General features: G+C 68.6%; 21 protein-coding genes and 2 other RNA genes. 13 read left to right on the top strand and 10 right to left on the bottom strand.

Annotation, left to right across the window (positions count from 1 at the left end; translation table 11 throughout):
- Positions 1-121 precede the first annotated feature (121 nt).
- Positions 122-1,087, bottom strand: coding sequence for a protease modulator HflC (hflC, locus tag ACO1BU_RS03340; RefSeq protein ID WP_424134474.1), 966 nt, complete (start codon positions 1,085-1,087; stop codon positions 122-124).
- Positions 1,084-2,292 carry an FtsH protease activity modulator HflK gene (hflK, locus tag ACO1BU_RS03335; RefSeq protein ID WP_424134473.1) on the bottom strand — a complete coding sequence of 403 codons (1,209 nt, stop codon included), beginning with the start codon at positions 2,290-2,292 and terminating at the stop codon, positions 1,084-1,086. Before hflK ends, hflC begins: the two co-directional genes overlap by 4 nt.
- 151 nt (positions 2,293-2,443) lie before the next feature.
- On the opposite strand from hflK, the gene ACO1BU_RS03330 reads away from it, so the two are divergent.
- On the top strand, positions 2,444-3,571 hold the full coding sequence (locus ACO1BU_RS03330; protein WP_424134472.1) for an Mrp/NBP35 family ATP-binding protein: 1,128 nt from the start codon (positions 2,444-2,446) through the stop codon (positions 3,569-3,571).
- Between the two features lie 57 nt (positions 3,572-3,628).
- Here ACO1BU_RS03330 and ACO1BU_RS03325 read toward each other — a convergent pair whose 3' ends face one another.
- The 6 genes from ACO1BU_RS03325 to thyX form a co-directional block, all read right to left on the bottom strand.
- Positions 3,629-5,986 carry an FdhF/YdeP family oxidoreductase gene (locus ACO1BU_RS03325; protein WP_424134471.1) on the bottom strand — a complete coding sequence of 786 codons (2,358 nt, stop codon included), beginning with the start codon at positions 5,984-5,986 and terminating at the stop codon, positions 3,629-3,631.
- 209 nt (positions 5,987-6,195) lie between these two features.
- Entirely contained in the window at positions 6,196-7,158 is a 963-nt protein-coding gene (locus ACO1BU_RS03320) for a ribokinase (RefSeq protein ID WP_424134470.1), read from the bottom strand.
- A 57-nt stretch (positions 7,159-7,215) separates the two neighbouring features.
- Positions 7,216-7,980: a meso-2,3-butanediol dehydrogenase gene (gene budC, locus ACO1BU_RS03315; protein ID WP_424134469.1), complete on the bottom strand. Its 765-nt coding sequence runs from the start codon at positions 7,978-7,980 to the stop codon at positions 7,216-7,218.
- A gap of 96 nt (positions 7,981-8,076) precedes the next feature.
- The gene (locus tag ACO1BU_RS03310; protein ID WP_424134468.1) at positions 8,077-10,110 is read right to left on the bottom strand and encodes an ATP-binding protein; all 2,034 of its coding nucleotides are present in this window, start codon (positions 10,108-10,110) and stop codon (positions 8,077-8,079) included.
- Between the two features lie 10 nt (positions 10,111-10,120).
- Positions 10,121-10,363, bottom strand: coding sequence for a hypothetical protein (locus ACO1BU_RS03305; RefSeq protein WP_424134467.1), 243 nt, complete (start codon positions 10,361-10,363; stop codon positions 10,121-10,123).
- 84 nt (positions 10,364-10,447) lie between these two features.
- On the bottom strand, positions 10,448-11,386 hold the full coding sequence (thyX, locus tag ACO1BU_RS03300) for an FAD-dependent thymidylate synthase (protein ID WP_424134466.1): 939 nt from the start codon (positions 11,384-11,386) through the stop codon (positions 10,448-10,450).
- A gap of 735 nt (positions 11,387-12,121) precedes the next feature.
- Here thyX and ssrA point away from each other — a divergent pair.
- The 3 genes from ssrA (at position 12,122) to ACO1BU_RS03285 (ending at position 15,413) form a co-directional block, all read left to right on the top strand.
- Positions 12,122-12,471: a transfer-messenger RNA gene (gene ssrA / locus ACO1BU_RS03295) on the top strand.
- A 455-nt stretch (positions 12,472-12,926) separates the two neighbouring features.
- The gene (locus ACO1BU_RS03290) at positions 12,927-13,460 is read left to right on the top strand and encodes an SspB family protein (protein WP_424134465.1); all 534 of its coding nucleotides are present in this window, start codon (positions 12,927-12,929) and stop codon (positions 13,458-13,460) included.
- Positions 13,461-13,808: 348 nt separating this feature from the next.
- Positions 13,809-15,413 carry a fumarate hydratase gene (locus tag ACO1BU_RS03285; RefSeq protein WP_424134604.1) on the top strand — a complete coding sequence of 535 codons (1,605 nt, stop codon included), beginning with the start codon at positions 13,809-13,811 and terminating at the stop codon, positions 15,411-15,413.
- A gap of 73 nt (positions 15,414-15,486) precedes the next feature.
- Here ACO1BU_RS03285 and ACO1BU_RS03280 read toward each other — a convergent pair whose 3' ends face one another.
- Positions 15,487-15,681: a hypothetical protein gene (locus ACO1BU_RS03280; protein WP_424134464.1), complete on the bottom strand. Its 195-nt coding sequence runs from the start codon at positions 15,679-15,681 to the stop codon at positions 15,487-15,489.
- A 273-nt stretch (positions 15,682-15,954) separates the two neighbouring features.
- Between ACO1BU_RS03280 and ACO1BU_RS03275 the strand changes: the two genes are divergently transcribed.
- Genes ACO1BU_RS03275 through ACO1BU_RS03255 form a run of 5 tightly spaced genes read left to right on the top strand, consistent with a single transcriptional unit; the run spans position 15,955 to position 19,583 of the window.
- The gene (locus tag ACO1BU_RS03275; RefSeq protein ID WP_424134463.1) at positions 15,955-16,344 is read left to right on the top strand and encodes a RidA family protein; all 390 of its coding nucleotides are present in this window, start codon (positions 15,955-15,957) and stop codon (positions 16,342-16,344) included.
- A gap of 10 nt (positions 16,345-16,354) precedes the next feature.
- Entirely contained in the window at positions 16,355-16,759 is a 405-nt protein-coding gene (locus ACO1BU_RS03270; RefSeq protein WP_424134462.1) for a VOC family protein, read from the top strand.
- Positions 16,756-17,877 carry an alanine racemase gene (locus ACO1BU_RS03265; protein ID WP_424134461.1) on the top strand — a complete coding sequence of 374 codons (1,122 nt, stop codon included), beginning with the start codon at positions 16,756-16,758 and terminating at the stop codon, positions 17,875-17,877. Before ACO1BU_RS03270 ends, ACO1BU_RS03265 begins: the two co-directional genes overlap by 4 nt.
- A gap of 55 nt (positions 17,878-17,932) precedes the next feature.
- Positions 17,933-19,351: a class II fumarate hydratase gene (locus tag ACO1BU_RS03260; RefSeq protein WP_424134460.1), complete on the top strand. Its 1,419-nt coding sequence runs from the start codon at positions 17,933-17,935 to the stop codon at positions 19,349-19,351.
- A 13-nt stretch (positions 19,352-19,364) separates the two neighbouring features.
- A complete protein-coding gene (locus tag ACO1BU_RS03255) occupies positions 19,365-19,583 on the top strand; it encodes a ribbon-helix-helix domain-containing protein (RefSeq protein ID WP_424134459.1) in 219 nt (72 codons plus the stop codon).
- 30 nt (positions 19,584-19,613) lie between these two features.
- Here the strand turns inward: ACO1BU_RS03255 and ACO1BU_RS03250 are convergent, their stop codons facing one another.
- Positions 19,614-22,448: an AsmA family protein gene (locus ACO1BU_RS03250; protein WP_424134458.1), complete on the bottom strand. Its 2,835-nt coding sequence runs from the start codon at positions 22,446-22,448 to the stop codon at positions 19,614-19,616.
- A 236-nt stretch (positions 22,449-22,684) separates the two neighbouring features.
- On the opposite strand from ACO1BU_RS03250, the gene ACO1BU_RS03245 reads away from it, so the two are divergent.
- The 4 genes from ACO1BU_RS03245 (at position 22,685) to rnpB (ending at position 25,905) form a co-directional block, all read left to right on the top strand.
- A complete protein-coding gene (locus ACO1BU_RS03245) occupies positions 22,685-23,458 on the top strand; it encodes a TerB family tellurite resistance protein (RefSeq protein ID WP_424134457.1) in 774 nt (257 codons plus the stop codon).
- Positions 23,459-23,468: 10 nt separating this feature from the next.
- Positions 23,469-24,263 (top strand): N-acetylmuramoyl-L-alanine amidase, encoded by a 795-nt coding sequence (locus tag ACO1BU_RS03240; protein ID WP_481133208.1) that lies wholly within the window; start codon positions 23,469-23,471, stop codon positions 24,261-24,263.
- 144 nt (positions 24,264-24,407) lie between these two features.
- Positions 24,408-25,349, top strand: a complete 942-nt coding sequence (locus ACO1BU_RS03235; protein ID WP_424134456.1) for an ABC transporter substrate-binding protein — start codon at positions 24,408-24,410, stop codon at positions 25,347-25,349.
- Between the two features lie 155 nt (positions 25,350-25,504).
- Positions 25,505-25,905, top strand: an RNA gene (gene rnpB, locus ACO1BU_RS03230) — RNase P RNA component class A.
- Positions 25,906-25,953: the final 48 nt, after the last annotated feature.

Genomic DNA, 25,953 nt, shown 5'->3' with positions numbered 1-25,953 from the left:
GACCAATCCGCGCGGCGCGAAAGGGCCTGCCTGTTACAAAGGGCGACCGGACCGATCACGGGTGGGTGCGAAGGCGACGGCCCGTCCCGATTTGGAACGGGCCGTCGGTCTGGCCAGAAAATCAGCCCCCGGTGCCGGGAGCCTGGGCGGGAGCCGGGACCGGGGCCGGAGCCGGAGCCGGAGCGGCTGGTGCAGTAGCCGGAGCTGCCAGGGATGGTCCTGTGGTGGGAAGCTCCCGGAAGAAGCTGAAGAAGTCACTCTCCGGAGAGAGGAGGAGGCGGGTTTCACCGCCCTCCGCAAACGCCTCGCGATAGGCCTGCATGGCCCGCCAGAAAGCGAAGAACTCCGGGTCGCGCTGGAAGGCATCGGCCGAGATGCGGATGGCTTCCTGCTCGCCCTGGCCGCGCAGGATGTCGGCCTGGGCCTGGGCCTCGGCAAACAGCACGGAGCGGTCGCGATCGGCCGCGGCGCGGATACGGGCCCCCTGCTCAGCACCCTCCGCGCGCTGCTCGCGGGCCACTCGCTCGCGCTCGGACTGCATGCGCGAGAGGATGGCCTGGGTATTCTCCTCCGGCAGGTCGGCGCGGCGGATGCGGACATCCTCCACCTCGATCCCGAAGCGCTGCGCCTCTCGATTCACCTGGTCCCGGATTTCGTTCATGATCTGCAGGCGGCGGGCCGAGAGGACGTTGAGCAGGGACTCGCTGCCGAGCACGCGGCGCAGCGAGGACGAGACAATGGAGGCGAGGCGGCCACGGATGCCGTTCTCGGCCACGCCCACTGTCTGGAAGAAGAGCAGCGGGTCGGTGATCCGGAAGCGGGTGAAGGTGTCGACGATAAGGCGGCGCTGGTCGCCAAGGATCAGCTCCTCGCCCGGCGCCTCGTAATCCAGAAGACGGCGATCAAGGGCGATCACGCTCTGGATGAAAGGAACCTTCACATGCAGGCCGGGCTCCTGGATCACGCGCTTCGGCTCGCCGAACTGCGTGATGAGCACCTGCTGCGTCTGCTGCACGGTGAAGAGCGAGGAGGCGGCGGTGGCGAGCACGACCGCGGCCGCGACGGCAGTGATGGTGAGGCGGTTCATCGGGCGATCCCCGGCTGCGCCGGGCGCGCCTGGGTGGCGGCGCCGTTGGCGGGCGGTGCGGCGTTGCGGGTCGGCGCAGGCTGCGACGGCCGGGCGGCATCAAGGTTCAGCAGGGGCACGAGGCCCTGCAGCCGGTCGTCCACGATGATCTTCGGGTTGCGGCGGAGGATCTCCTCCATCGTTTCCATATAGATGCGGCGCATCGTGACGTCCTTGGACGTCTGGTAGGAGGAGAGGACGGAGATGAAGCGCTGCGCCTCGCCCTTGGCTCGGGCAATCTGGCTGTCCTTCTGGCCCTGCGCCTCCTGCACCATCCGCTCCGCCTCGCCTCGCGCACGCGGGATGATGTCGTTGCGATAGGCCTCGGCCTCGTTGCGGGCGCGCTCCCGGTCTGCCGCCGCGCGCTGCACGTCGCGGAAGGCCTCGATCACCGCATTGGGCGGATCGACCTTCTGGAGCTGGATCTGGGTGACCTCAATTCCCGCCTTGTACTGGTCGAGGACTGCCTGGGTGCCCAGGCGGACCTGCTGCTCGATCTGCGCGCGCGCCTCAGTCAGCGCGGGCTGGATCGGGGTGCGGCCGATCACCTCGCGCATCATGCTTTCGGCAGCCGACTTCACGGTCACGTCGGGGTTGCGCGCGTTGAACAGGTACTCGCCGGCATCGCGGATGCGCCAGAAGACAGCGAAGTCGATGTCGATGATGTTCTCGTCCCCGGTCAGCATCATGCTTTCCTCGAGCACGTCGCGGGACGGGGTCGGGCGCTGCACGATAGCGCCGGAATCGACGGCACTGCGGAAGCCGATATCGATGCGGTTGATGCGGGTGACGCGCGGGGTCGTCACGCTCTCGACCGGCCAGGGAATGTGGTAATTCAGGCCAGGCGGCGTGGTGCGGGTGAAGGCGCCGAAGCGCATGACCACACCCTGCTCGTCCGGCTGGACACGGTAGAAGCCGGAGGCGCCCCAGGCGGCAATGGCCAGCACGGCAAAAATGGCAAGACCCCGGCCACCGCTCCGGCCGCCCCGCCCGAAGCCGGGCAGCCAGCGCCGTACGGCGTCCTGCGCCTGGCGGATGGCGTCATCCAGATCCGGGCCACGGCCGCTGCCTCCACCGGTCGGCGGGACGCCCCAGGGACCTTGCGGACGGTTGCCGCCGCCAGGCGACCCCCAGGGGCTCGGTCCGCCGCTGTTGTTCCACGGCATAGGCCGTTCACTCTCCCTCAATAACAGGACGGCCCCGTCCGCTTGCGCAGGGTGGGGGCCGCCCATATGGCATTCGCGGCCCTGATCCCCTTGAACCGGGGGCAGGCCGGGCAGATCGCCATGTTGGCCGGGTTCCAGGGGTTTTCAAGCGATGGTGAGCGGGTTGGAGGCGGCGGTGCGGGCGGCGCTGGCCACGGTGCGGGAGCCGGGGACGGGCCGGGACATCATCTCAGCCGGGATGATAGGCGGGGTCGCGGTGCGGGACGGCATGGTCCAGGTGGAGGTCGCGGTGCCGCGGGAGCGGGCGCGGGAGATGGAGCCGCTGCGGGCGGCGGTGGAGCGAACGGTGCGCGCCGTGCCGGGCGTGATCTCGGCCACGGTGGTGCTGACGGCGCACCGGCCGGCGGCCCCCTCCCCTCCCCCGGCCGCCCCACAGGGCCAGGGCGGGCCGCATGCCCATGGCGGGCGGCCGCAGGCGGCCATGCTGCTGGGGGATGTGGGCGCGGTGATCGCGGTCGCCTCTGGCAAGGGCGGGGTGGGAAAGTCCACCACGGCGGTGAACCTGGCCGTGGCCCTGGCCCAGAAGGGGCTTCGGGTGGGGCTGCTGGATGCGGATATCTACGGCCCCTCCCTGCCGCAGATGCTCGGCACCAATGAGCGGCCGCGCACGGACGGAAACCGGATTCATCCGATCGCCCGCTGGGGGCTGAAGGCCATGTCGATCGGCTTCCTGGTGGACCAGGAGACGGCGATGATCTGGCGCGGCCCCATGGTGATGGGCGCGCTGGAGCAGATGATGTCCCAGGTGGAATGGGGCGCGCTGGACGTGATGGTGGTGGACATGCCGCCGGGCACGGGTGACGCGCAGCTCACCCTTTCCCAGCGTGTCGCGCTGCGGGGCGCGGTGATCGTCTCCACCCCGCAGGATGTGGCGCTGCTGGACGCGAGGCGCGGGATCCGGATGTTCGAGAAGGTGAACGTTCCGGTGCTCGGGCTCGTGGAGAATATGAGCTATTTCTGCTGCCCAAACTGTAACCACCGTACCGATGTGTTCGGCCATGGCGGCGCGCGGGCCGAGGCGGCGCGGCTTGGCGTGGAGTTCCTGGGGGAACTGCCGCTGAAATTGGCGATCCGCGAGCATTCGGACCAGGGCCGCCCGGTGGTGCTGGCAGCGCCGGATTCCGAGGAGGCCGCGGCCTACCGCGCCATCGCGGACCGGGTCTGGGCCAAGGCGAGCGCGGCGGGTGGTGGAACCGGGCCGCGCATCGTCGTGGAGTGACGCGCCGGCCCGGCCGGTTCAGGCCGGGCCGTTCGCCTGCACCGAGGCGGGGACCAATCAGGGTTGCGGGATCGGGCCTTCCGGCGTGGTCGTGGAATGGCCTGGCGGCTCCAGCCGCTCCGAGACCGGGCCGGTCTCACTGGTGGTCCTGATCCGCACCGGCACCGACTTCGCCGCGGGGGTCTTGGACTGCTCGTCGTGGTGCCAAACCGGCATGAGGGGGTTCATCTCGGGGTAGTAGGCGCCGAGGCAGCCATCCGGCAGATCGAAGGGCTGCACCTTCAGGCCGAATACCTCCCGTTCCACGTCATCCTCGGCATCGCTGACCAGCGAGACCACCTGCCCCGCATGCAGCCCCGCGCGTTCCATCTCCGCGGGGTTGATCAGGAGTACGTCGCGGGTTCCCTCAATGCCGCGCAGCCGGTCGCTGTAGCCGTAAATCGTGGTGTTGAACTGGTCGTTGCTGCGCAGCGTGATCAGGCGGTAACGGCCCGGCGCGTCAGGGAAGCGCGCGCCCGACATCACCTTCGGCGTGGTGAAGATCGCCTTGCCGGCTTCCGTCTTCCAAATCCGCTCACGTGCTGAGTTGCCGCGATAGAAGCCGCCGGGCGTGAACATCCGGTCGTTGAAGTCGTGGAACTCCTCCGGATAGGTTTCCGCAATGAGGTCACGGATCAGGGCGTAGTTGCCGACCCATTCATCCCACTTCACCTTCGGATTCGGCGGCAGCGTCGCCTTGGCGATGCCGGCCACGATGGCAGGCTCGGATCGCAGATGTTCGCTGGCCGGCTTGCGGCGAGCGATGGAGCCATGGATGCAGCTGAAGGTGTCTTCCATGGTGACGGCCTGGGGACCGCTTGCCTGGATGTCCTCCTCCGTGCGGCTGAGGCAAGGCAGGAGATAGGCAACCTCGCCATTCACGAGATGGCTGCGGTTCAGCTTGGTGGCGATCTGCACGGTCAGGCGCAACTTCGTCCAGGCCTGCTCCATCTTGTCGCGCTCGGGGATGGCGCGCACGAAATTGCCGCCAAGGCCGATGAAGGAACTGACCTTGCCGGAGAGGATGCCCTTACAGGCCTCGACCGTGTTCATGCCCTTGTCGCGGGGCGGCTCAAAGCCGAACTGTTTTGCGATCCTGTCCAGCGGCACCAGCTCGGGTTTCTCGGAGATGCCGACCGTGCGCTGGCCCTGCACATTGGAATGGCCGCGTACTGGCGAGACGCCTGTGCCATCGCGGCCAATATTGCCTTTGAGCAGGAGCATGTTGACCAGCATCGCCACATTCTCGAAGCCATGAGCGTGCTGCGTCAGGCCCATGCCGTAGATGGCGATGGTCCGGTCGGATTCGACATAGACCTGGGCCGCGCTCTCGATGGCGTCCCGCGTCAGGCCTGATTCGCGCTCGATCTCCTCCCAGGAGGTCGCGCGGACCTTGGCCTCGAATTCCTCCAGCCCGGTGGTGTGCTGCTGGATGAAGTCCACGTCCAGCACTCGCCTGCCGTCCTTCTTCGCCGCGTCATCCGCCGCGAAGACATGCTTGCAGATGCCCAGCATGACGGCGATGTCCCCACCCGACCGGACCTGGTGGTACTGGCAGCTGATCCGGGTCTCCTTGCCCGTCAGCATCTCATAGGGACTCTGCGGGTTGGTGAAGAACTCCAGACCCTTCTCCCGCACGGGGTTGAAGGTGATGATCTTCACACCGCGCTTCGCGGCTTCCTGCAACGGGTGGAGGAAGCGCGGGCTGTTCGAGCCGGTGTTCTGGCCAAAGAAGAACATGCAATCGCAGTTCTGCAGGTCGTCGAAGACCACCGTGCCTACGCTGGCGCCGATCACCTTCTTCAGGGCCACCGAGGTCGTCTCGTGGCACATGTTCGAGCTGTCGGGCAGGTTGTTGTTGCCGTACATCCGCGCGAACAGCGCATACAAATAGGCGGTCTCCAGGCTCGCGCGGCCGGAGGAGTAGAAGATGACGGATTTCGGGTCGAGCGCGCGGAGTTCCCGCGCGATGCCCTGGAAGGCCTCATCCCAATCACAGGGCACGTAGCGATCCGTCTCGCGATCATAGCGCAGGGGATGGGTAAGACGGCCCTGCTGCTCGAGGTCGTAGTCCTTCCACTCGCGCAACTCGGTCAGCGAGTGCTTGGCGAAGAATTCCGGGGTGCAGCGACGGGTCGTCAGGTCCCACAGCGTGGCCTTCGCGCCGTTCTCGCAGAATTCGAAGGTGTGATAATCCGCCGGCTTGGTCCAGGAGCACGAGACGCACATGAAGCCGCGCGGCTTGTTCTGCCGCATCAGCGTTTCCATCGCGAGCGGCGTGTTCCACTCCTTGCCAAAGATGCGCGAGATGCCCCGCAGAGAGCCCCAGCCGCCGGAAGGGCCGTCGTAATGGGCCGTCTCGTTCTCGTCCGTCATGCTTTCGCCCCGCCGAATCCGTCGAAGATGCCGGTTGGCAGCAGCGGAACCACCTCGTCCGCCCGGCCCGGCATCCATGGGGCAGGCAGGCGGGTGGCCCCAGGACTGGAACCGGCAGGGGAACCGACCGGTGCTTTCGCGCCCGGCGGATCCCGTCCCGCACTTAAGTCCGCATCAGGCCCGGGCGATCCAGCGAACACGGAGAGTTGTCAGGCTGATTGCGACAGGAAGACGGCCAAGAGTGAACAGGGCCACGCGCTTCCGAAGCTGCTCAGAGCAGTCGGGCGCCGGCGGAAGCCAGCACCGCATCCGTCTCCGACGCGACTGGCATCGCATCCGCCGCCCCGGGCCGTGACACGGCAATGGAGGCGGCGACCGCGGCGCGGCGCATCGCCGCCTCCAGCGGGGCACCTCGCGAAGGTGGCGGCAAGCACGCCGCACCAGCAATCCCCCGCCCCGGTCGTATCCACCACACGGGGCGGCGGGACGGCGTTGGTGCGCCATCGCGCCTCCGCCGTCGCGGCCTCGGCGCCGCGCTCGCCTAGGGTGACGGCGACTGCAACGCCCAGCGCGGCATGCAGGGCACCGGCGGTGGCATCGCAGCCGAGCTGGCCGGCAAGCCAGGCCGCCTCATGCTCATTCGCGATCAGCAGGTCGAGGGCACGCAGAGCGTCCGGGTCCATCGGTGCGGCCGGCGCCAGGTTCAGGATCGGGCGCGCACCCTCCGCGCGGGCGCGGAGGATCAGGGAGGCGGTTTCCTCGGCTGGGGTTTCCATCTGCACCAGAAGGACGGCGCCTGCCCCCAGGGCCGGTACCTGGGCAGCGCGGGCCAGCGCATTGGCGCCGGGGGAGACGGCGATCTGGTTGCGTCCCTCCGCATCGACACAGATGGCGGCGGCGCCGGTCGGCTCCCCGGTTTCGGCCAGGGCGGAAAGGTCCACGCCGGCCCCGCGCAGGGCGGAAAGCGCAATGGCGGCCATCGGATCGCGGCCGACCGCGCCGACGAAGCGCACCGGGGCGCCGTCGCGCGCCGCCGCGACGGCCTGGTTCGCCCCCTTCCCGCCGGGCAGGGCGCGCCAGGCGCCGCCGAGAATGGTGTGGCCGGGTGCGGGCAGCGTCTCCACGGGGAAGACGAGGTCGGCGTTGACGGAACCGAAGACAGTGAGGGTCATGCGGCCGCGCATTCAGGCGGGAGCGGCCCCGCCTGGCAAGCGCGCCCGGGCCGGAGATCAGGCCTGGGGCGGCTGTCCATTGGAGGCGGAGAGCCCGCCATCGACAGGCAGGTTCACGCCATTGACGAAGCGCGCGTCATGGCTGGCCAGGAAGGCGATCACATCGGCGATTTCCTCCGGCTCCGCCGGGCGGCCGAGCGGAATGCGCTCGGCGAATTTCGCGAGCAGCTTCCGGTCACCCATCATGTCCTGCGTCATGTCCGTGCGGGTAAGGCTGGGGCAGACGGCGTTCACGCGCACGCCCTTGGGGCCCAGCTCCAGCGCGAGCGCGCGGGTGAGGTTGGTCACGGCGCCCTTGGCGGCGTTGTAGATGCTCATGTCCCAGTCTCCCCCCAGGCCGGAGACGGAAGAGACGTTCACGATGCTGCCCCGGGTCGTGAGCAGATGCGAAACAGCGGCACGGGTGCAGAAGAAGACGCCATCCAGGTCGGTGCCCATCACCCTGCGCCAGTCAGCCGTCTTTGCCTGCTCGACCGGACCGGTCGCATGGGTCCCGGCATTGTTCACCAGCACATCCAGCCGCCCGAAGCGCTCAATGGCGCGGTTGATGAGGAAAAGAGACTGCTCCTCATCGGAAACATCGGCGGCCACGGTCAGGGCGCGGTCGGCGGGCAGGTCTTTCGCGACCCCGGCCAGCTTCTCCTCGGTGCGGCCCGTCAGCACGACGGCGAAGCCGTCACGCGCGAACCGGCGGGCCGTGGCCTCGCCTATGCCGGAGCCAGCACCGGTGACGATCGCGACCCGGACTTCATTGGCTGCCATGGCGGCCTCCTCTCGTTCCGGGTCAGGTAACGCGGGCCGGGCAGATCGGGTCGCCGCCGCCCCTGGCAGAGCTGGCCTGCGGCCTCCGCACGTCTCTCAGCCTGCCCGGCTGGGCACCTCGGTCCGCGTGAGGATGTCTCCGACATACTGGACCAGCCGTTCCATCGGAAAGGGTTTGACGAGGACGAAGAAGCCTCGGCCGAGCGGCCCGTCGCCCAGCACCTCCTTCTCGGCATAGCCGGTGATGAACAGGACACTCAGCCCCGGCTGCTCCGCGCGCGCCGCATCGGCCACCTGGCGGCCGTTCGTCCCACCGGGCAGGCCGACATCCGTCACCAGCAGGTCCGGCCGTACCCCGCTGCGCAGCATGGCGACGCCGGCAGCGCCGTCGGGGGCTTCCAGCACGGTATAGCCGCGGTCTTGCAGGATCTCGGCCGCCAGGCTCCGCACCGCGTCCTCGTCCTCAACAAGGAGGATGGTCTGCCCTGCCCCATCCCGCGGGGTGCGCAGCCTGGCGGCGCCGGACTCCTCCATCGGCAGGGGGCCGAAATAGCGGGGCAGGTAGATCTCGACACGGGTGCCCCGCCCGGGCTCAGAGAGAATGCGCGCCTGCCCACCGGACTGGCGCGCGAAGCCATAGATCATGGACAGGCCGAGGCCCGTGCCCTGGCCTATCGGCTTGGTGGTGAAGAAGGGATCGAAGGCGCGGCTCGACACCTCCGGGCTCATGCCGACGCCAGTGTCAGCGACGGTCACCGTTACGTATTCGCCGGGAGCCAGGTCGCATTCCCGCGCCGCGCCCATATCGAGGATGCGGTTGGCCGTGCAGATGTGCAGGCGCCCGCCCCCCGGCATGGCGTCCCGCGCGTTGATGCAGAGATTCAGCACCGCGTTCTCGAGCTGGTTGGAATCGACCAACGTGGCCCAGATTCCGTCCGGCAGCGATGTCTCCACCGCGATGGCGGGGCCGACGGTGCGCCGCACCAACTCGATCATGCCTGTGACCAACCGGTTGATGTCGGTGGGCCGAGGATCGAGGGTCTGGCGGCGGGAGAAGGCGAGGAGGCGGTTTGTCAGGGCCGCAGCGCGCTCGCTGGCGCCTTCGGCAGTGGCGATATAGCGCTCCGCCGCCTCCGGCCGGCCCTGCCGTAACCGTGTCCGGAGCAGCCCGAGGCTGCCGGTAATGGCGGTCAGCAGGTTGTTGAAGTCATGGGCGATGCCGCCGGTGAGCTGCCCGACCGCCTCCATCTTCTGCGACTGCCGCAGCGCTTCCTCGGCCTGGCGCAGCGCCTCGGCCTGCTCGCGCTCGGTGGTCACGTCCCGGGCAACGCAATAGTAGAGACCATCAGCCGGAACGGCGGTCCAGGAGAACCAGCGCCAGGAGCCGTCCTTCGTGCGGAAGCGGTTTTCGAAGCGCAGGGTCATGGGGCCGGCCGCCCCGGTGTCCAGCACCCGCCAATCGGGCACCGGGTCGTCCGGATGCTCCATCCAGGCGGAGGTCCGGCCGAGCAGCTCGGCCTCGGACCAGCCAAGGAGCGTGGACCAGGCCGGGCTGACGCGAAGCCAGCGGCCTTCCACATCCGTGATGAGGAAGGCGTCCCGGGAAAGGATCCAGAGGCGGTCGCGCTCGCGGGTGCGCTCCTCGATCCGGCGCTCCAGCGTCTCGTTCAGGGCCTGGAGCTCGGCCTGGGCGCGGGCCAGGGCGGCGATGCTGGCCTCGCGGGCGGACAAAGTCCTGCTCAGGGCGGAACAGACGATCGCGATGACCACGTCGATCAGGGTGAAGGCGATAAGGGAAACCCACTGGTCGCTCGTCAGCGCGAAGCTGCCTGGCGGAGCCAGGAAGAAAACGGCCGCGACCACGGCGGACAGCAGGGTGGCGTAAAGACCAGCGCCAAGGCCCAGTGCGAAGCTGGCCCACATCAACCCGGGAATGAAGGGCAGGAAAGGCAGGCCACCGAGGTCGAGCAGCGCACGCAACAATGCCACGGCCGCGACGACGGCCGTCGCCATCGCGTAGCGCTTAGGCCAGGGCAGGTCGAGGCGGGGAAGCCAGTAGAGCAGGCGTTCTGGGAAGCTTGGATTGTTGCCCGGGGTGCGGCCTTCCGGCCGGTGGCGCGGCTGGAGCATCTTCCCCGGCCTAACGCGCGGTGGCCCGCCCGAGGGCGAAGCCACCGATCAGGGCGCCGAGGATGACGGCCCAGATGTCACCAAGCACGGCCGCGGCAATCGGAAGAACGACCAGCACCGAGACGACGATGACCAGGACGCCGATCCAGGAGGGGCCGCCGCTCCAGAGCCGCGTGACCAGCTTCTGGGAGATCCGGCCCTTTGCACGCGCGGCAGGCTTGCGGGTGGAAGCCTTGCGGGGCGCGGTATCCAACCTGCCCTTCGGCGACCTCGCGGGTGATCGGGTGCTGGGCGGCTTGCTCATTGGCGCTGGGTCGGGGCGAGGGCGCGGAATCCGTCAGGTCTCCCGGCCGAGGATCGCCATCAACTCGCGCCACTCGCGCTTGGAAAGGCCGCTGGCGGCCTGGTCCGGCGGCGCGCCGTCCAACATGCCTCGCACAACCGCGAGCATCTGGGAGGAAAGGGTGACCGCGCCCATGCGGTAGTCGCGGAAGGCCTCGTGGGCCAAGGGTACCCAGGCCTTCACCGTGTCCAGCATGGCTTCGGCATAGACGCGGATCTCGTACTGGGCATGGGCGTCGGCACGCAGCGAGAGGAAGTTCAGGAGGTTGTGGAGGTCCGTCTTCCAGTACCACTGGGTATAGGCGTTCAGCGTCAGGTTCATCCGCGCCAGCTCGCGCGCCAGGCCCCGGCGGGACTCGTCGATGACGCGGCCATCGGCGTCCTCGTTCAGCATTTCCAGGTAGTGATCGTAGTTGCGGGTGGCGTCCTCCCGCAACAGATCCAGCACGCGGGCGGCCTCATTCCCCTGCAATACGGAGCCTCGGCCCTGACGGTTCACGGCGGACTGGGCCGCAAGCTGCTCCGGGGCAGGAAGGTAGAACTCGCGGTCCAGGATCGAGTAGCGGGCGGAGTACTCGTTCACATTCGCCATGCGATGGCGGATCCACTGCCGCGCCACGAAAATGGGCAGCTTCACGTGATACTTAATCTCACACATCTCGAAAGGCGTGGAGTGGCGGTGACGCATGAGGTAGCGGATCAGGCCACGATCCTCATTGGCCGCCTTCGTGCCGCGGCCATAGGAGACACGCGCCGCCTGCACCACGGCCGCATCGTCGCCCATGTAGTCCACCACGCGGACGAAGCCATGGTCGAGCACGGGGATCGGGCGGAACAGAAGGGCCTCGAGACCCGGCGAGACAGGGCGGCGGGTTTCGTGACGCTGGGCTTCCGCCTCGGCCAGCTCCTGTCGCTGCGCATCCGTAAGTTCCATCAGCTGCCCCCTTCTCAGGCAAGGGGTTTACCGAGGCGATGACGCGGTCGCTAGGTGCCGGTCTTCGAGCACTACCCTGTTTGACGCGGATCACCCGGAGTGGGTGCGCCCGGTCACAGCATGTCATCCGCCGCGCCAAGCGGCCTTGCGGCGGACGTCCCGTGACGTCCGCCGCTCGATTTGGGTAGCCGATGGCGGTCTCCGGACCAGCCGTTTCTGTTCCGACCTGTTACGGCTGCGGCCCGCCCCGGGACGCCCGGGAGCCCGGATCACTCACCACGGCGGGGTTGTAGACGCCCGAAGTAGCGCTCCCCGAGGCGCTGGCTCCGCCCGTTGGCCCGCCCCGGGACGCCCGGGAGCCCGGATCACTCACCACGGCGGGGTTGTAGGCGCCCGAAGTAGCGCTCCCCGAGGCACTGGCGCCGCCCGTCGGCCCACCCCGGGACAGGCGGGAGCCCGGATCATTGGCGATGCTCGGCGTGGAGGCGCTCGTGCTGGCTGTACCGCGCCCGGAGTTTGTCTCGCCCGTGCAGGCGGATACCAGGACCAGGGAGGCCACTGCGGCCGATACGCGCAATAAAGAGGGCAACTGGATCACCGAAACGACTCCTTCCTGCTGTGAAAGGCGAGGCTGCTTCAACTTCGCAATGTTGCGCTTCGCTACATTGAGCAAGGTGGAAACGTGGACACGCCGTAAAGTTTCCGTCCGCTTCCCTGAGCCATCTCCGTCTCGGGTGCCTAGTAATCCTCGGGACAACAGCCTATATCGGGCATGCCGCCTTCGGGCGACTATGGCGATAAACGGCACGTGGAATAAGCGTTGTGGACCCGGGGGCAGTGCCCGGCGCCTCCACCATCCTGAACCGGGTTTATCGACCCGGAGTTCTCCACCAGGGGGAACGGGAGCATGGGGGCGAAACAGGCTCGACACGCGCGGTAAAGACGTGTCCTTTGCCCGGCATTGTACCGCCGTTATCGGGCTAATACACAAGTGCCAACGATAACAGCCGCGAGGCTGTGGCGCTCGCTGCCTAGGAATAGGTAAGCGCCGTCCGGGGGGAACGGGGCAACAGAATCCCCCCACTTGCTTGTTTCCCCATCCGAACAGGAACCGGTGTGCCAAGCGGCCGGGGATGAGGACGGCTGCGGCGCCAGCGATGTAGAGGCTGTCGGCGACCATGATCATCATGCGGCGATGTGATGCAATACGCCTCCGCCGGGCCTGCCCGACTGCGTATCCGACCACGACCAGCAGCATCAGCGCGAGCGCGTGCAGTGGCGATGGGCACGGCCAGCATCGCGAATGCCGGGAAGATTGGACGGACAAGCACGGGACTGGGCAGGACGGCTCCGGGCCTGGCGCATGGATCACCGATGTTGCTGCTCGACGGGGCCCTGACGGCGGAGGACCCGGCGGCGCTGGTGCGGGAGGTGCTGCGCGAATACGGCGCCGCTGCTTCCGCGGCCGGGCGCTAGGCCCCGTGCGGAACCTCCCCTATAGGGTTATCCCCAGAACCCGCCCGGCCTGGATATGCCCCCTATGAGCGAGCAAGCGCCACCTCCCGAAAGCCTGTTGCCCTATGATCGCTGGACCGAGGAGGCCATGAGGAACGTGGCTCTTCGTGCGCTGGAGTTCGCGGCGAAGAATGGACTGCCGGGGGAGCACCATTTCTACCTGACCTTCCGCACCGACCACCCGGAGACGAAGGTCCCCGGGCACCTGAAGGCCCGCTACCCGCAGGAAATGACCATCGTCCTGCAGCACCAGTTCTGGGACCTGAAGGTGGACCGTGGGGAGCAGAAGGTTTCGGTCGGACTGTCCTTCGGCGGCGCGGCGGCGACGCTGGTGATTCCGTTCGCAGCACTGGTGGCCTTCTGGGATCCGCATGTACGGGTGGGGCTGCGCTTCGGCGAGATGGCTGCCCCGGACGCGGAGGCGGAGGCGGCTCCCATGCCGGCGGAAGAGCCTCCGGCCGCTCCTTCCCCACCGCCCGAACCGGCCGGCGCCAAGTCCGAGACCCCCGCCCAGGTAGTGAGCCTGGACGCCTTCCGGCGGCGCCCCAACAAGGAATAAGGCTGGAATCCCGCACCCCAGGCCCTTTGCGGGGCTAGGGCGCGTTGCCATTTCTGTCCGGCTGCTGGCGCGCCAGACGGGGTCGCGCTAACAAACGACAGATTTCACCGCACGGCCCGGGCCGCGCGCCGCCTTCCGCGGCCGGGCCCCGCCCCCCTCGCCTGCCCTTTCTTCTTCCGGGCATGGCGGGGCCAAAACCGGGAGAGTGCTTCCGTGAGTTCCAATACCCTCGACGCCGTCCAGCCCCCGATCCCCACGGGGGTGACGCCGGCCGCGACCCATGCTGGCGCGGAGGCGGATGCCGGCACCCCCACCTCCCAGCGCGGCGCGGGCTTCCTGTTCAGCCCGATGTTCCCGCTGGCAGAGGACACCACCCCCTACCGCAAGCTGGACATCCAGGGTGTCTCCACCATCGAGGTGGAGGGCAAGACGGTCCTGAAGATCAAGCCGGAGGTGCTGGAGCAGCTCGCCTTCCAGGCCTGCAAGGACGTCTCCCACCTGCTGCGCCCCGGCCATCTGCAGCAGCTCGCGAACATCCTGAAGGACCCCGAGGCGTCGGCGAATGACCGCTTCGTGGCGCTCGACCTACTGAAGAATGCGAGCATCGCCGCCGGCGGCAAGCTGCCCATGTGCCAGGACACGGGCACGGCCATTGTCTTCGGCAAGAAGGGCCAGCGCGTCTGGGTCGAGGGCGACGAGGAGGAGGCACTCTCCTATGGCGTCCACCGCACCTATACCGAGACCAATCTGCGCTACTCGCAGATGGCGCCGCTCACGATGTATGACGAGGTGAACACCGGCAACAACCTGCCGGTGCAGTTCGACATCTACGCTTCCCCCGGCGACTACCATGCCGATGAGTTCAGCCTGCAGTTCATCCTCAAGGGCGGCGGATCGGCCAACAAGACCTTCCTCTTCCAGCAGACGCGCGCGGTGCTGAACAAGCCGAAGCTGCTCGCCTTCCTGGAGGAGAAGATCAAGACGCTGGGGACCAGCGCCTGCCCGCCCTACCACCTGTCGATCGTCATCGGCGGCACCTCTGCCGAGACGAACCTCAAGACGGTGAAGATGGCCTCCACCCGCTATTACGACACGCTGCCGGAGAAGGGCAGCAAGGCGGGGCATGCCTTCCGTGACCGGGAGCTGGAAGCCGAAATCCACAAGCTGACGCAGAATATCGGCATCGGCGCGCAGTTTGGCGGCAAGTATTTCTGCCACGACGTCCGCGTGATCCGCCTGCCGCGCCACGGCGCCTCCCTACCCATCGGCATCGGCGTGTCCTGCTCGGCCGACCGGCAGATCAAGGCGAAGATCACACCCGAAGGCGTGTTCCTGGAGCAGCTCGAGACCGACCCGGCGCGCTTCCTGCCCGACCAGACCGAGGGCCTGGAGGAGAGCGGCGAGGTCGTGAAGATCGACCTGAACCAGCCGATGGATGCCATCCGCGCGGAGCTGTCCAGGCACCCCGTGAAGACCCGCGTGTCGCTCACCGGCACCATCGTCGTGGCGCGTGACATCGCCCATGCGAAGCTGAAGGAGCGGCTGGATTCGGGCCAGGGCCTGCCGGACTACATCAAGAACCACCCGGTCTATTACGCCGGCCCGGCGAAGACGCCGGAGGGTATGCCCACCGGTTCCTTCGGCCCGACGACGGCGGGGCGCATGGACTCCTATGTGGCGGAGTTCCAGGCGGCCGGTGGTTCGCTGGTGATGCTGGCCAAGGGCAACCGCTCCAAGGCCGTGACCAATGCCTGCAAGCAGTATGGCGGCTTCTATCTCGGTTCCGTGGGCGGCCCGGCGGCGCGTCTGGCGCAGGACTGCATCAAGAAGGTCGAGGTGCTGGAATATCCGGAGCTCGGCATGGAGGCCGTGTGGCGGATCGAAGTGAAGGACTTCCCGGCCTTCATCGTGGTCGATGACAAGGGCAACGACTTCTACGATGGGCTTGAGTAAGCAGCGAATCAGCCCCCATTATCCGGGGCAAGGGCCGGGGTTTTCCCCGGCCCTTTTGTTTTAGGGCGGGGGGTTAGCGACGCCGGAACCAGACCATCAGGTCATGGACGACCCACTCGACCTCCTCCACGGCATCCATCACTCCCAGGATGACGCGGTTGGCTCGGTCCACCCACAGCTCGACGCGGTCACCCCAGACGCTGTCCAGGCCCGGCTCACGCGCCGCAGCTTCGAGTCCGAGCCACAGATCCGCCTCTTGCTGTTCCATACACCGCTTCCGGCCGCTATGCGCTCGGATGAAGACGCACCCGGGCCAGCAAAGGTTGCTCGAGTGGAAGTTGTCTTGTTCGTGAGCCCCCCCCCCCAGAGGTGGCTCTGATCTTGATCTGGGCAGAGCGCTCCGCGGCGCCGGCCCGGTCCGGCACTTACCTGGCAAGGGGCCGAAGGACCGGCCATTGACCGCCTCCCCCCTTGCCTGCCATCAGCGCCACGCGCCGACGCACGCTTCCGCGCGACCACATGCCACCGCAAGGCCGAGACGATGCGACGCCTCATCTCCTCCGGTTCGTCCTTCGAGCGAGAGATCGGCTACTCACGCGCCGTGGTGGATGGGGACACGGTCTTCGTCTCTGGCACCACTGGCTACGACTACGGCACGATGACGATCGCGGAGGACGTGCAGACGCAGTGCGAGCAGGCCATCCGCAACATCGCCGCCGCCCTGGCCGAGGCCGGGGCCGGGCTGGAGGATGTGGTGCGGCTGCGCTTCATCGTGCCGGACCGGGCGGATTGGGAGCCCTGCTGGCCCGTGCTGCGCCGGTATTTCGGGGAGATCCGCCCCGCCGCTACCCTCATCCATGCCGGGTTGCAGACGGATGCGATGAGGATCGAGATCGAGGCCACCGCGCGCCTCCGTACCCGCAAGCCGTAAGGAGACACCGATGCGCTTCGCCGTGGACCGCCTGGATCACCTGGTCATGACCTGCCGCGACGTGGAAACCATGGCGAGCTGGTATCAGCGCGTGCTGGGGATGGAGCGGGAGGATTTCGGCCCAAGCAACCGGACCGCGCTACGTTTCGGCGGTCAGAAAATCAACCTACGCCCAGAGACGGCAACCCAGGAGGAGTGGTTCACTGGCCATTGGGCGGCGCCCGGGGGACATGACCTCTGCTTCATCGTGACAGTCATGGCCGAGGATGTGGTGTCGCATCTGAAAGATTGCGGCGTGACCGTCGAGCGGGGGCCGGTGGAGAAGGCCGGGGCGCTGGGGCCGATCATCTCCGTCTATTGCCGCGACCCCGACGGGAATCTGGTGGAAATTTCCTCCTACGGCGACCGCCTGTGAGCGAGACGCTCGACACGCCCCGGCTGCTGCTTGACCGGGCGAAGCTGGAAGCCAATGCGAAGAAGCTGCGCGATCGCGCGGCGGCGCTGGGGGTGACCTTCCGGCCCCATTTCAAGACCGCGAAATCCGTGGAAGTGGCGCTGATCTCCACTGGCGGGGTGCCGGGGCCGGCCACGGTCTCCACCATGAAGGAGGCGGAGGCACTGGCAGCCTCCGGTGCCTCCCGCGACATCATGCTGGCCGCCACCATCATCCCCGCCAGACTGCCACGGGCCGAGGCGGTGGTGCGGAATCACGGGGTCCGGCTGCTGCTGGTGGTGGACAGCCCGGAGATGGTTGGGCTGCTGGACTCCGCCGCCTCGGCGCCGAGCGAGGTGCTGGTGGAGGTGGATAGTGGCGAGCACCGCGCCGGCGCGCCGCCGGAAAAGGCGCTGGCCGTGGCGCGGGCCATCCATGGCTCGCGCAACCTGCGGCTGGCGGGTGTGATGACCCATGGCGGCCATTCCTACGGCACGAAGGACCTGGAGCGCATTGCGGACATCGCGGAGCAGGAGCGGGCCGCCGCGGTCGGCGCGGCCGAGGCGATCCGCGAGGCCGGGATGCCGGCGGAGGTGGTTTCCGTGGGCTCCACCCCTACCCTGCTGCATGCACGCCACCTGAAGGGCGTGACGGATGCGCGGGCGGGGGTCTCGCTCTTCTGGGACCTGGCGCAGATGTCCAAGGGCATGTGTGGCTGGGACGAACTGGCGCTCTCCGTTCTCTCCACTGTCATCGGGCACAACCGGGCGACCAATGCGCTAATCCTCGATGCCGGGGCGCTTGCGCTGTCCAAGGATATCTCGGCCAACACATTCGCCCCGGGCACGGCTTATGGGACGCTGGCTGATGCTGAGACCGGGGCGGCGCTGCCGCTGCATGTCACCATTGTCCACCAGGAGCATGGGACGGTGCCGCTGCCAGATGAATCCTGGTTCGCGCGCTTCCCGATCGGCTCCCGGGTGCGGGTCTATCCCAATCACGTCTGCATGACCGTGGCCGGCGGATATGGCGCCTATGACGTGCTGGATGGGACGGGGCAGCGAGTCGGGCGGTGGACGCGCGTCGATGGCTGGCACTGAGGCTTTGTTCCCCGGGGGCTAGGAACCGGCCCGCGGGCTGCCCAACTCGCGACACATGGCGAACGCTGAACAGACCCGCACCGAAACCGACTCTCTCGGTACGATCGAGATCCCGGCCGAACGGCTTTGGGGACCGCAGACCGAGCGGGCCCGGCGATTGTTCCGCATCGGCTCGGAGCATTTTCCCCCCGCGCTGATCCGGGCGGTGGGCCTGCAGAAGCAGGCCGCCGCCGAGGCGAACAAGGCTCTTGGCGAATTGCCGGCCGAGATCGCCGACCCGATCATTGCTGCTGCCCGGGAAGTGGCCGCGAATGAGCGGGATGCCGACTTCCCCCTGCCCGTCTGGCAGACCGGCTCGGGCACCCAGACCAACATGAACGCGAACGAGGTCATCTCTAACCGCGCGAACCAGATGCTCGGCCAGCCGCTGGGGAGCCGGAAGCCTGTGCATCCGAATGACCATGTGAACCGCGGCCAGTCCTCGAACGACAGCTTTCCGACGGTGATGCATGTGGCGGCCGCCGAGGCCGTGACGCGCCGGCTGATCCCCGGGCTGGAGGTGCTGCATGCCAGCCTCGCCCGCCGGGCGCAGGAATGGGGCGATATCGTCAAGCTCGGGCGCACCCATCTGATGGATGCGGTTCCCGTCACGCTCGGCCAGGAATTCGCGGCCTGGGCGGGCATGGTGGAGGCCGATATCGCGCGGGTGAAGGCGGCGGTGCCGGACCTGCTGCAACTGCCGCAGGGTGGCACGGCGGCGGGCACGGGGCTGAACACCCATCCCGATTTCGCCCGGGCCTTCGCGGAGCGGATGGCGGCGCTGACCGGCCTGCCCTTCACGGCGCATCCCAACCCCTTCGTCGGCATGGGCGCGCATGACGCCTTCGTGGCGCTTCAGGGCGCGATGAACACCGTCGCCGTGTCGCTGAACAAGATCGCCAATGATGTGCGCCTGCTCGGTTCCGGCCCGCGCGCCGGCTTCTCGGAGCTGGTGATCCCGGCGGACGGGCTTTCCTCCTCCATCATGCCCGGCAAGACCAACCCGACCCAGGCGGAGGCCATGACCATGGTGGCGGCCCAGGTGATGGGGAACACCACGACCGTCACCATTGCCGGCACCCAGGGGCATCTGGAGCTGAACGTCTTCAAGCCCGTCATCATCCAGGCCGTGCTGCAATCCGCGACGCTGCTGGGCGACGTGGCCGAGAGCTTCGCGCACAACATGGTGGAGAAGCTGGAGCCCGCCCGCGACCGCATCGCCGAGAACCTGGCGAAGTCGCTGATGCTGGTGACGGCGCTGAACCCGAAGATCGGCTACGACAAGGCCGTGAAGATCGGGAAGAAGGCCCTGGCGGAGAACCTGACCCTGCGCGATGCCGCGGAGCAGCTTGGCTTCGTGAAGCCGGAGGATTTCGACCGCTGGGTGCGGCCGGAGGAGATGACCCGCCCCGGCGCGACCCTCGCCGGGGGCTGATAGCCCCTTTTCTATGGCAGGGCATCTCGTCAAGCGCTCCTTCACCCTGGCCGGTCACCGAACCTCCGTGGCGCTGGAGCCCGAATTCTGGGCCGTGCTGGAGGAAGAGGCTACGCGCCGCGGCGAGCCCTTGCTCCGCTTGGTCGCCGCGGCCGACGCCGCCCGCGACGACCCCACCCTCCCCCTCGCTTCGGCTCTGCGCGTGCTGGCCCTGGGCGTCGCACGGCGCTGATCCCGGGGCTCGAAGGCGTAGCTCCCGGGGTCAGTGCTCCGCCCGCCAGCGCAGCCAGGCCGAGAGATCCGGAACACGGCGGATCTGGGAGGCAGGACCGGTCAGGCGGATTCCGACCTCGGGCACGGGGTCGGCAGGCTTTTCCGTAACGGTGAGGTCCAGGGCGGCACGGGCGGCGTCCAGTTCGCCGCGCAGGTTCAAGGCGACGCCGGAGGCAGCGGCAGTGCCCTCGGTCAGGGTAGCGCGGCCGGCGGTGAGGCTGGCGCGGAGCGAAAGAGCATCGAAGGTGGTGGTGCCGTCCTGTAGCGCGGCGCGGAGGGCGGCCTCGTCCCCGGCAGTGGCCGCGCGGCCGGCGGCGGCGGCGTCCAGGCCGACCAGTGTCCCGTGGCGGGCAGTCAGCGCCGCCTCGCCGGACAGCGTGGCAAGGAGGGCGGCAGGGCTGCTGCCGACGGCTTCAAGACGGGCATCGGCATCGGCTTCCCCGGTTGTCAGGTTCAGGGGCAGGTCGAGGAGCGGGCCGGTAATTGCAGCGTTGCGCAGATTGGCCGAGAGGGCGACACGGGGCGTCTCGCCCGTGCTGGCGAAGGTCAGGCTTCCACGCAGCGCGCCATTGCTCAACACAGCCTCGATCGCGTCCAATGTCAGGATGCCGGCGTTAAGGCGCAGTCGGGTGCGCAGATCATGCAGGGTCGGCAGGCCGAGCGGGTCGAGCTGGGTGGCCGAAAGGGTCAGGTCGGCATCGGCGGCGCGTAGGGCAGCGATGGGCAGGGGGTTGCGGCTGCGCCAGTCAAAGGCGGGCAGCATGACGGTTTCGGCGGCAATGCGACCGGTCAGGCGCGGACGAGCATCGAGCGCAAGGGCGAGCTGACCGCTGGCGCGCAGCGCACCGGCCACAAGGTCGAAGCGTTCGGCCGTGACGCCCTGGGGACCAGCGGAAAGCGCGGCAACAAGTGAGAGCGAGCCTTGGCCGATCCAATCCGTGAGCGAGGCACCGAGCGTGTCGTTCAGAAGACGCGGGGCGCCTGGATGACGAAGGGTGACATTGCCGCTGCCGCGGTTACCCGGGATGTCGAGCGTGCCGGCGGCCTCAAGCCGGGCCTCGCCCAGATCAGCGCTGCCCTGGATCGCGAGGGCCTCGGGCGGGCCATTGCCCGTGGCCCGCAAGGTCAACGCCTCATTGGCCAGGCGCGTGCCGTCGGGCCAATTGCCGGGCAGCAGGGTCGCGAGAGGGCGGGCGCTGGGGGTGGAAAGCTCCAGCGTGGCATCGGAAAGGCGCGGACTGGGGCCGAGGAGCGCCGTGCCGGAGGCCACGAGATCGGCCCCGGCGAGCTGGCCGGCGAGGCGACGCAGGGTGAGGCGGCCATTCTCCAGCGCGGCGTCCAGGGAGGCGCGTTCCAGCGTGGCACCGCGCCAGTTGGCGCGCTCAGTGGCCAGGCGGAGATTGGCATCGATCGCGCCGAGAAGACGGCTGGCCGTGGGCCAGTCCAGCCCGGGCCGGAGCCAGCCTTCCAGGTCCAGCGTGTCGAGGGTGAGGCCGAGGCCAAGAGCAGGGCGGTTGCCGAAGCGCAGCACTCCGGCCCCCGAGATGCGGGTGCCGTCGAGGGTCGCGGAGAGTTCGGGGACAGCGACCGAGCCAGGTTCGAGAACGAGGCGGGCCCGTCCCTCCCCCCGGCTTGGCCGGTTGGGGGCGAGCCAGCCGGCATCGAAGCCGAGCGAGGCGCCGAGAGCGTCGATCGTCCCCCGCAGGTCGGTGCCGGAGAAGCGAAGGCCGGCCTCCAGCCGCTCGCCTGCCGTGGCGCCGTTCAGTTCCACATTCGTGTTGCCGGCGAGGATGGCCGACACGTCGGAGAGGGTCAGACGTTCGGCGTCACGGGAGACTGCAGCGCGCAAACGACGGAGCGGAACGCCGCGGAAGGTGGCCGCCTCGGCGGAAATATCCAGGCCGATAGGCAGCGTGGGCCGGCGGCCGCGCAGGGCGGCCAGCCAGGGGTCGAGATCCAGCCGCCCGGCAGTCAGCGCGGCATCCAGGCGCGGCGTGGGGGAGAGGCGGAGCGTCAGGGCGCCGCGGGCGGGGCTTCCCGCGATGTCCAGGGTCAGATCGTCCGCGGCCAGGAGGTCGGAGGCGACTGTCATGCGGCCGCGGGCACGGAAAGGGCCGGGCGGGCCGGGAATGAGGAGGGAGAGGTCGGGGCCGGAGGCCTCCATGCTGCCCTCCAACGTACCATCCGGCGTCAGCACGCCGCGCGTGGAGGCGGAGGCGTTGCCCATCGCCACCCGAAGGTCGAGGGGGGTGTAGCCGTCATAGCCCGGACGGCCGAGATTGCCCTCGAAGCGCCATTCCAGCCCACCCCAGGCGAAGCGCCCCTCGGCGTGAAGGCCCTGGAGAGCGTCACCGGCGGTCAGCCGGGCCTGGACCGCATCCAGCCGCACACCGCCGATGATAAGGCGGCTGTCCACCAGCTCCGCCGAGAAGCCGGAAAGGCTGTAGGGGAGGAAAGCGGCGTCGGAGGGAGGCCAGGGCACGCGCAACTCGGCGCCGACAATCGCCATTTCCCGCGGGGCGACCCGGCCGAGGAGGAGGGCGCCACCATCCAGGCGCAGGCGCAGGGAACGGGCGGAGAAGGCGAGGCTGTCGCCGGCGGCGCCGAGAATAACGCCTTCGGCCTCGATCACCGGATAGGGCAGCAGGCGGAGGCGAACGGGGCCATGCAGGGTGACAGGGCGACCAATGCGGTCGGAGGCAAGCTCGGCCAGCTGGTCGCGCCGCACGGTCCAGTCAGTAAAAAGTGGGGCGGCGTAAAGGGCGGCGAGAAGCAGGACCAGGAAAATGGCCAGGGCACCGCCGGCGATCAGGAGGCGACGCATCTCAGCCTTCCCGGCGGGGACCACGGCGGGCGCATTTCGCGCTGCCCCGTGCCGTTCCGTTCATGCCCCCGTGCCCGGACAAATGACCTCCACACCGCCGGGGATGCCCCGATTCCCTCGCGGGCGACCATGCTTGAGGCGAAGCCGGGGGGCAAGGAAGCGCGGCGCTTCCGGCCGGGCCCGATTCGGGGCATAGGCTCCGGCATCTCGCTGAACGGAGTGGCCTAGGCCTGAACATGGGTTTCTGGGGCAAGATCATCGGCGGCGCGGTCGGGTTCGCCATGGGCGGGCCGGTCGGCGCCATGCTGGGCAGCGCTCTGGGGCATGCGGCCGACGAAGGTACGCTCGGCAAGGCGATCCCTGGGCTGGATGGGGCGCAGGTCGCGGCCATGATGGGCTCGCGCGAAAGCCTGTTTGCCGTGTCGGTTGTGGTGCTCTCGGCGAAGCTGGCTAAATGCGATGGGCCTGTGCAGCGGTCGGAAATCGACGCCTTCAAGCTGATGTTCCGCATTCCGCCGGAGAGCCTGAAGGAAGTGGCGCAGCTTTTCGATCGGGCGCGCGAGACCCCGGAAGGGGCGGAACCTTTCGCCGACCGCCTGGGCGCTGCCTTCGCCGATGACAAGAAGGTGCTGGAGGATGTGCTGGGCGCGCTGTTCCGCATCGCGGAGGCGGACGGTCCGGTGAACCGTGCGGAAACCACCTTCCTGGCCGGGCTGCATTCCCGCATGGGGCTGGACAGCGCAGCCTGGAACCGGGCCCGGCATGGGCAGCCAAACCCGGAGAACCCAAGGCTGGAGCCGCAGGGGCCCGACCCCTATGCGGTGCTTGGGCTGACGCGCGGATGTTCTGACGAGGAAGTGCGCGAAGCCCGCAGGCGCCTGATGCTGGAGAACCATCCGGACAAGCTGATGGCCAGGGGCGCGCCGGCCGAAGCCGTTGCGCAGGCCTCTGGCAAGGTGGCCGACATCAATGCGGCATGGGACCGGATCAAACGGGAGCGCGGGCTGTGAGGCAGAAAACGTGACAGCCCGTCGCGGCCCCCTGCCCGGCCAGCCCGGAGCGCGGCGCAGCGCGGCCGCCGTGCCGCCGCTGGTTCCGAACGAGGCCGGGCTGGCGATCACCGATCTGCCCAGCCCGAACCAGGACGACCGGCCCGAAGGCGTGCCGATCGACACTCTCATTCTTCACTACACGGATATGGAGACCGGCGAGGCGGCCATCGCGCGGCTGCGCGACCCCGTGGCGCGGGTCTCCTCCCATTATGTGGTGGAAGAGGACGGGCGGATCTTCCGGCTGGTGCCAGAGAAGCGCCGGGCTTTCCACGCCGGGGTGTCGCACTGGCGCGGGCATGACCTGCTGAATGCGCGCAGCATCGGGATCGAGGTGGTGAATCCCGGCCATTCCTGCGGTTATCGCTCCTTCCCCGCCCTGCAGATGGCGGCGCTGGCAGATCTGTGCCTGGACATCCTGGCGCGGCATGCCATCCCCGCGCGGAATGTGGTGGCACATAGTGACGTAGCGCCGGACCGAAAGCGTGATCCCGGGGAACTGTTCGACTGGCGCGGACTAGCCTCGCTCGGGATCGGCCTATGGCCGGAGGGGGTGGATGGCGGTGACCTTTCCCCTGTGCCGGGCGGCATGGAGCGCGCGGCGGAGCTGCTGCGGCGGATCGGCTATCCAGTGGATCCGGCGCGGCCGGATGTGGCCCTGATCGCCTTCCAGCGACACTGGCGGCAGGAGGAATGCGGCGGGCGAGCCGATGCCGGCACGCTCGCCCGGCTGGAGGCTGTGGTGGCGCTGGCCGAGGGCGGCTGAGGCCGGTTCCGGCAGGCCATCGGGGGCATGGAAACAAGCGTCCTGCCGGGGCGATCCAGCGCAGCATAACCTTCTGCTTTCCTGGAATATTTCGCCCAAAAGCCTCCCTTTCATAGGGATCCCTGCGCGGGACAGGATGGAGGCATGACGCAAATGCCCTTTCCCCGCCGTTCGCTCCTCCTGGCCTCGGCCGGCCTGCTTGCCACACCGGCCATCACCCGCGCCGCGCCGCCCGCCCTGCGGGTCGGCAACCAGAAAGGTGGGCTGCGCTCGCTGCTCGATGCCTCCGGCGCCGCCAAGGACCTGCCATTTCCGATCGAATGGAGCGAGTTTCCGGCCGCGGCGCCGCTGCTCGAAGCCCTGTCAGCCGATGCGCTGGATGTGGGAACGATGGGCGACCTCGCCTTCCTCAGCGTCTTCGCCTCCGGGGCGCCGCTCCGCGCCTATGCCGCGACGCGGGCAGACCCGAAGTCCCAGGCCATCCTGGTACGAGGCGACTCGGCGTTCCGCAGCCTGGCGGATCTCCGGGGCAAGCGGGTGGCCGGCAATCGCGGCGGCTGGGGGCAGTTTCTCGTCCGCGCCGCCCTGAAGCGGGCGGGGCTGGAAGCGGGAGCGGTCGAGCATGTCTTTCTAGGGCCTGCGGAGGCAGCGCTTGCCTTCCGCTCCGGCTCGGTTGACGCCTGGGCGATCTGGGAACCCTATGTCTCGATCGAGGTGGAGCGCTTCGGGGCGCGGGTGTTGCTGGACGGCACCGGGCTGACACCCACCATCAGCTTCCTGGCCGCGCATGAGAACGCCCTGCGCAACCGTCGCCCCCAACTGGCCGAGTTGATGCAGCGGCAGCGGGCCGGCTGGGCCTGGGCGGATGGCCATATCCCGGAATACGCCGCCACCAATGCCCGGCTGACCCGGCTGCCGGAGGATGCGGTGCGGCGCGCCTTCAATGTGCAGCGCACGCGGGCCATTCCATTGGATTCCGAGGTGGTTGCCGAATTGCAGGATGCGGCGGATCGATCGGTGGAGTTCGGGCTGCTGCGGGAACGGCTGGATGTGACGCGCGCCCTGGATACCGGTTTCGCGCTCTGAGGCGATTCGCGCGCCGGAGCCTTCATCGCGCGGGCTCCGGGCGCTCACGGGCTGGGCGGCCTCGCCCTGCGCCGGGCTGGCTGCTCAAGGGTCCGTGAGCATTTTGGCACCCCGGCGGCTTGACCCCGATTCCGCCGAGTCGCATATCGCTTCCGCCAGACGGCCGGGCGACCGCTGCCAGCCCCGAAAGGGGCGGTGGAGGAAAGTCCGGGCTCCACGGGAAAACGGTGCCGGCCAACGGCCGGCGGGGGCGACCCCAGGGACAGTGCCACAGAGAACAGACCGCCCACACCGCTGAAAAGCGTTGCGGGCAAGGGTGAAACGGTGGGGTAAGAGCCCACCGCGCCCCTGGCGACAGGGGCGGCACGGCAAACCCCACCGGGAGCAAGGCCGAATAGGGATGGCCGGAGAGGATTCGCGAGAATCCGTCGCCAGGGGCTTTCCCGCCCCGTCATCCGGGTTGGCCGCGAGAAGTCCCTGGTGACAGGGACTCCAGAGGAATGGTCGCCCGGCCCGCAAGGGCCGACAGAACCCGGCTTACAGGCCGTCTGGCATTTTCCTACGATTTTATCTTAGAAAAATCGGGTAACTCCCTGATAACCCA

The organism is Roseomonas chloroacetimidivorans (genome assembly GCF_049629625.1).
Classification (GTDB): domain Bacteria; phylum Pseudomonadota; class Alphaproteobacteria; order Acetobacterales; family Acetobacteraceae; genus Roseomonas; species Roseomonas chloroacetimidivorans.
Note: the sequence above shows the minus strand (reverse complement) of the source record. Positions and strands in the feature narration are given on the sequence as shown.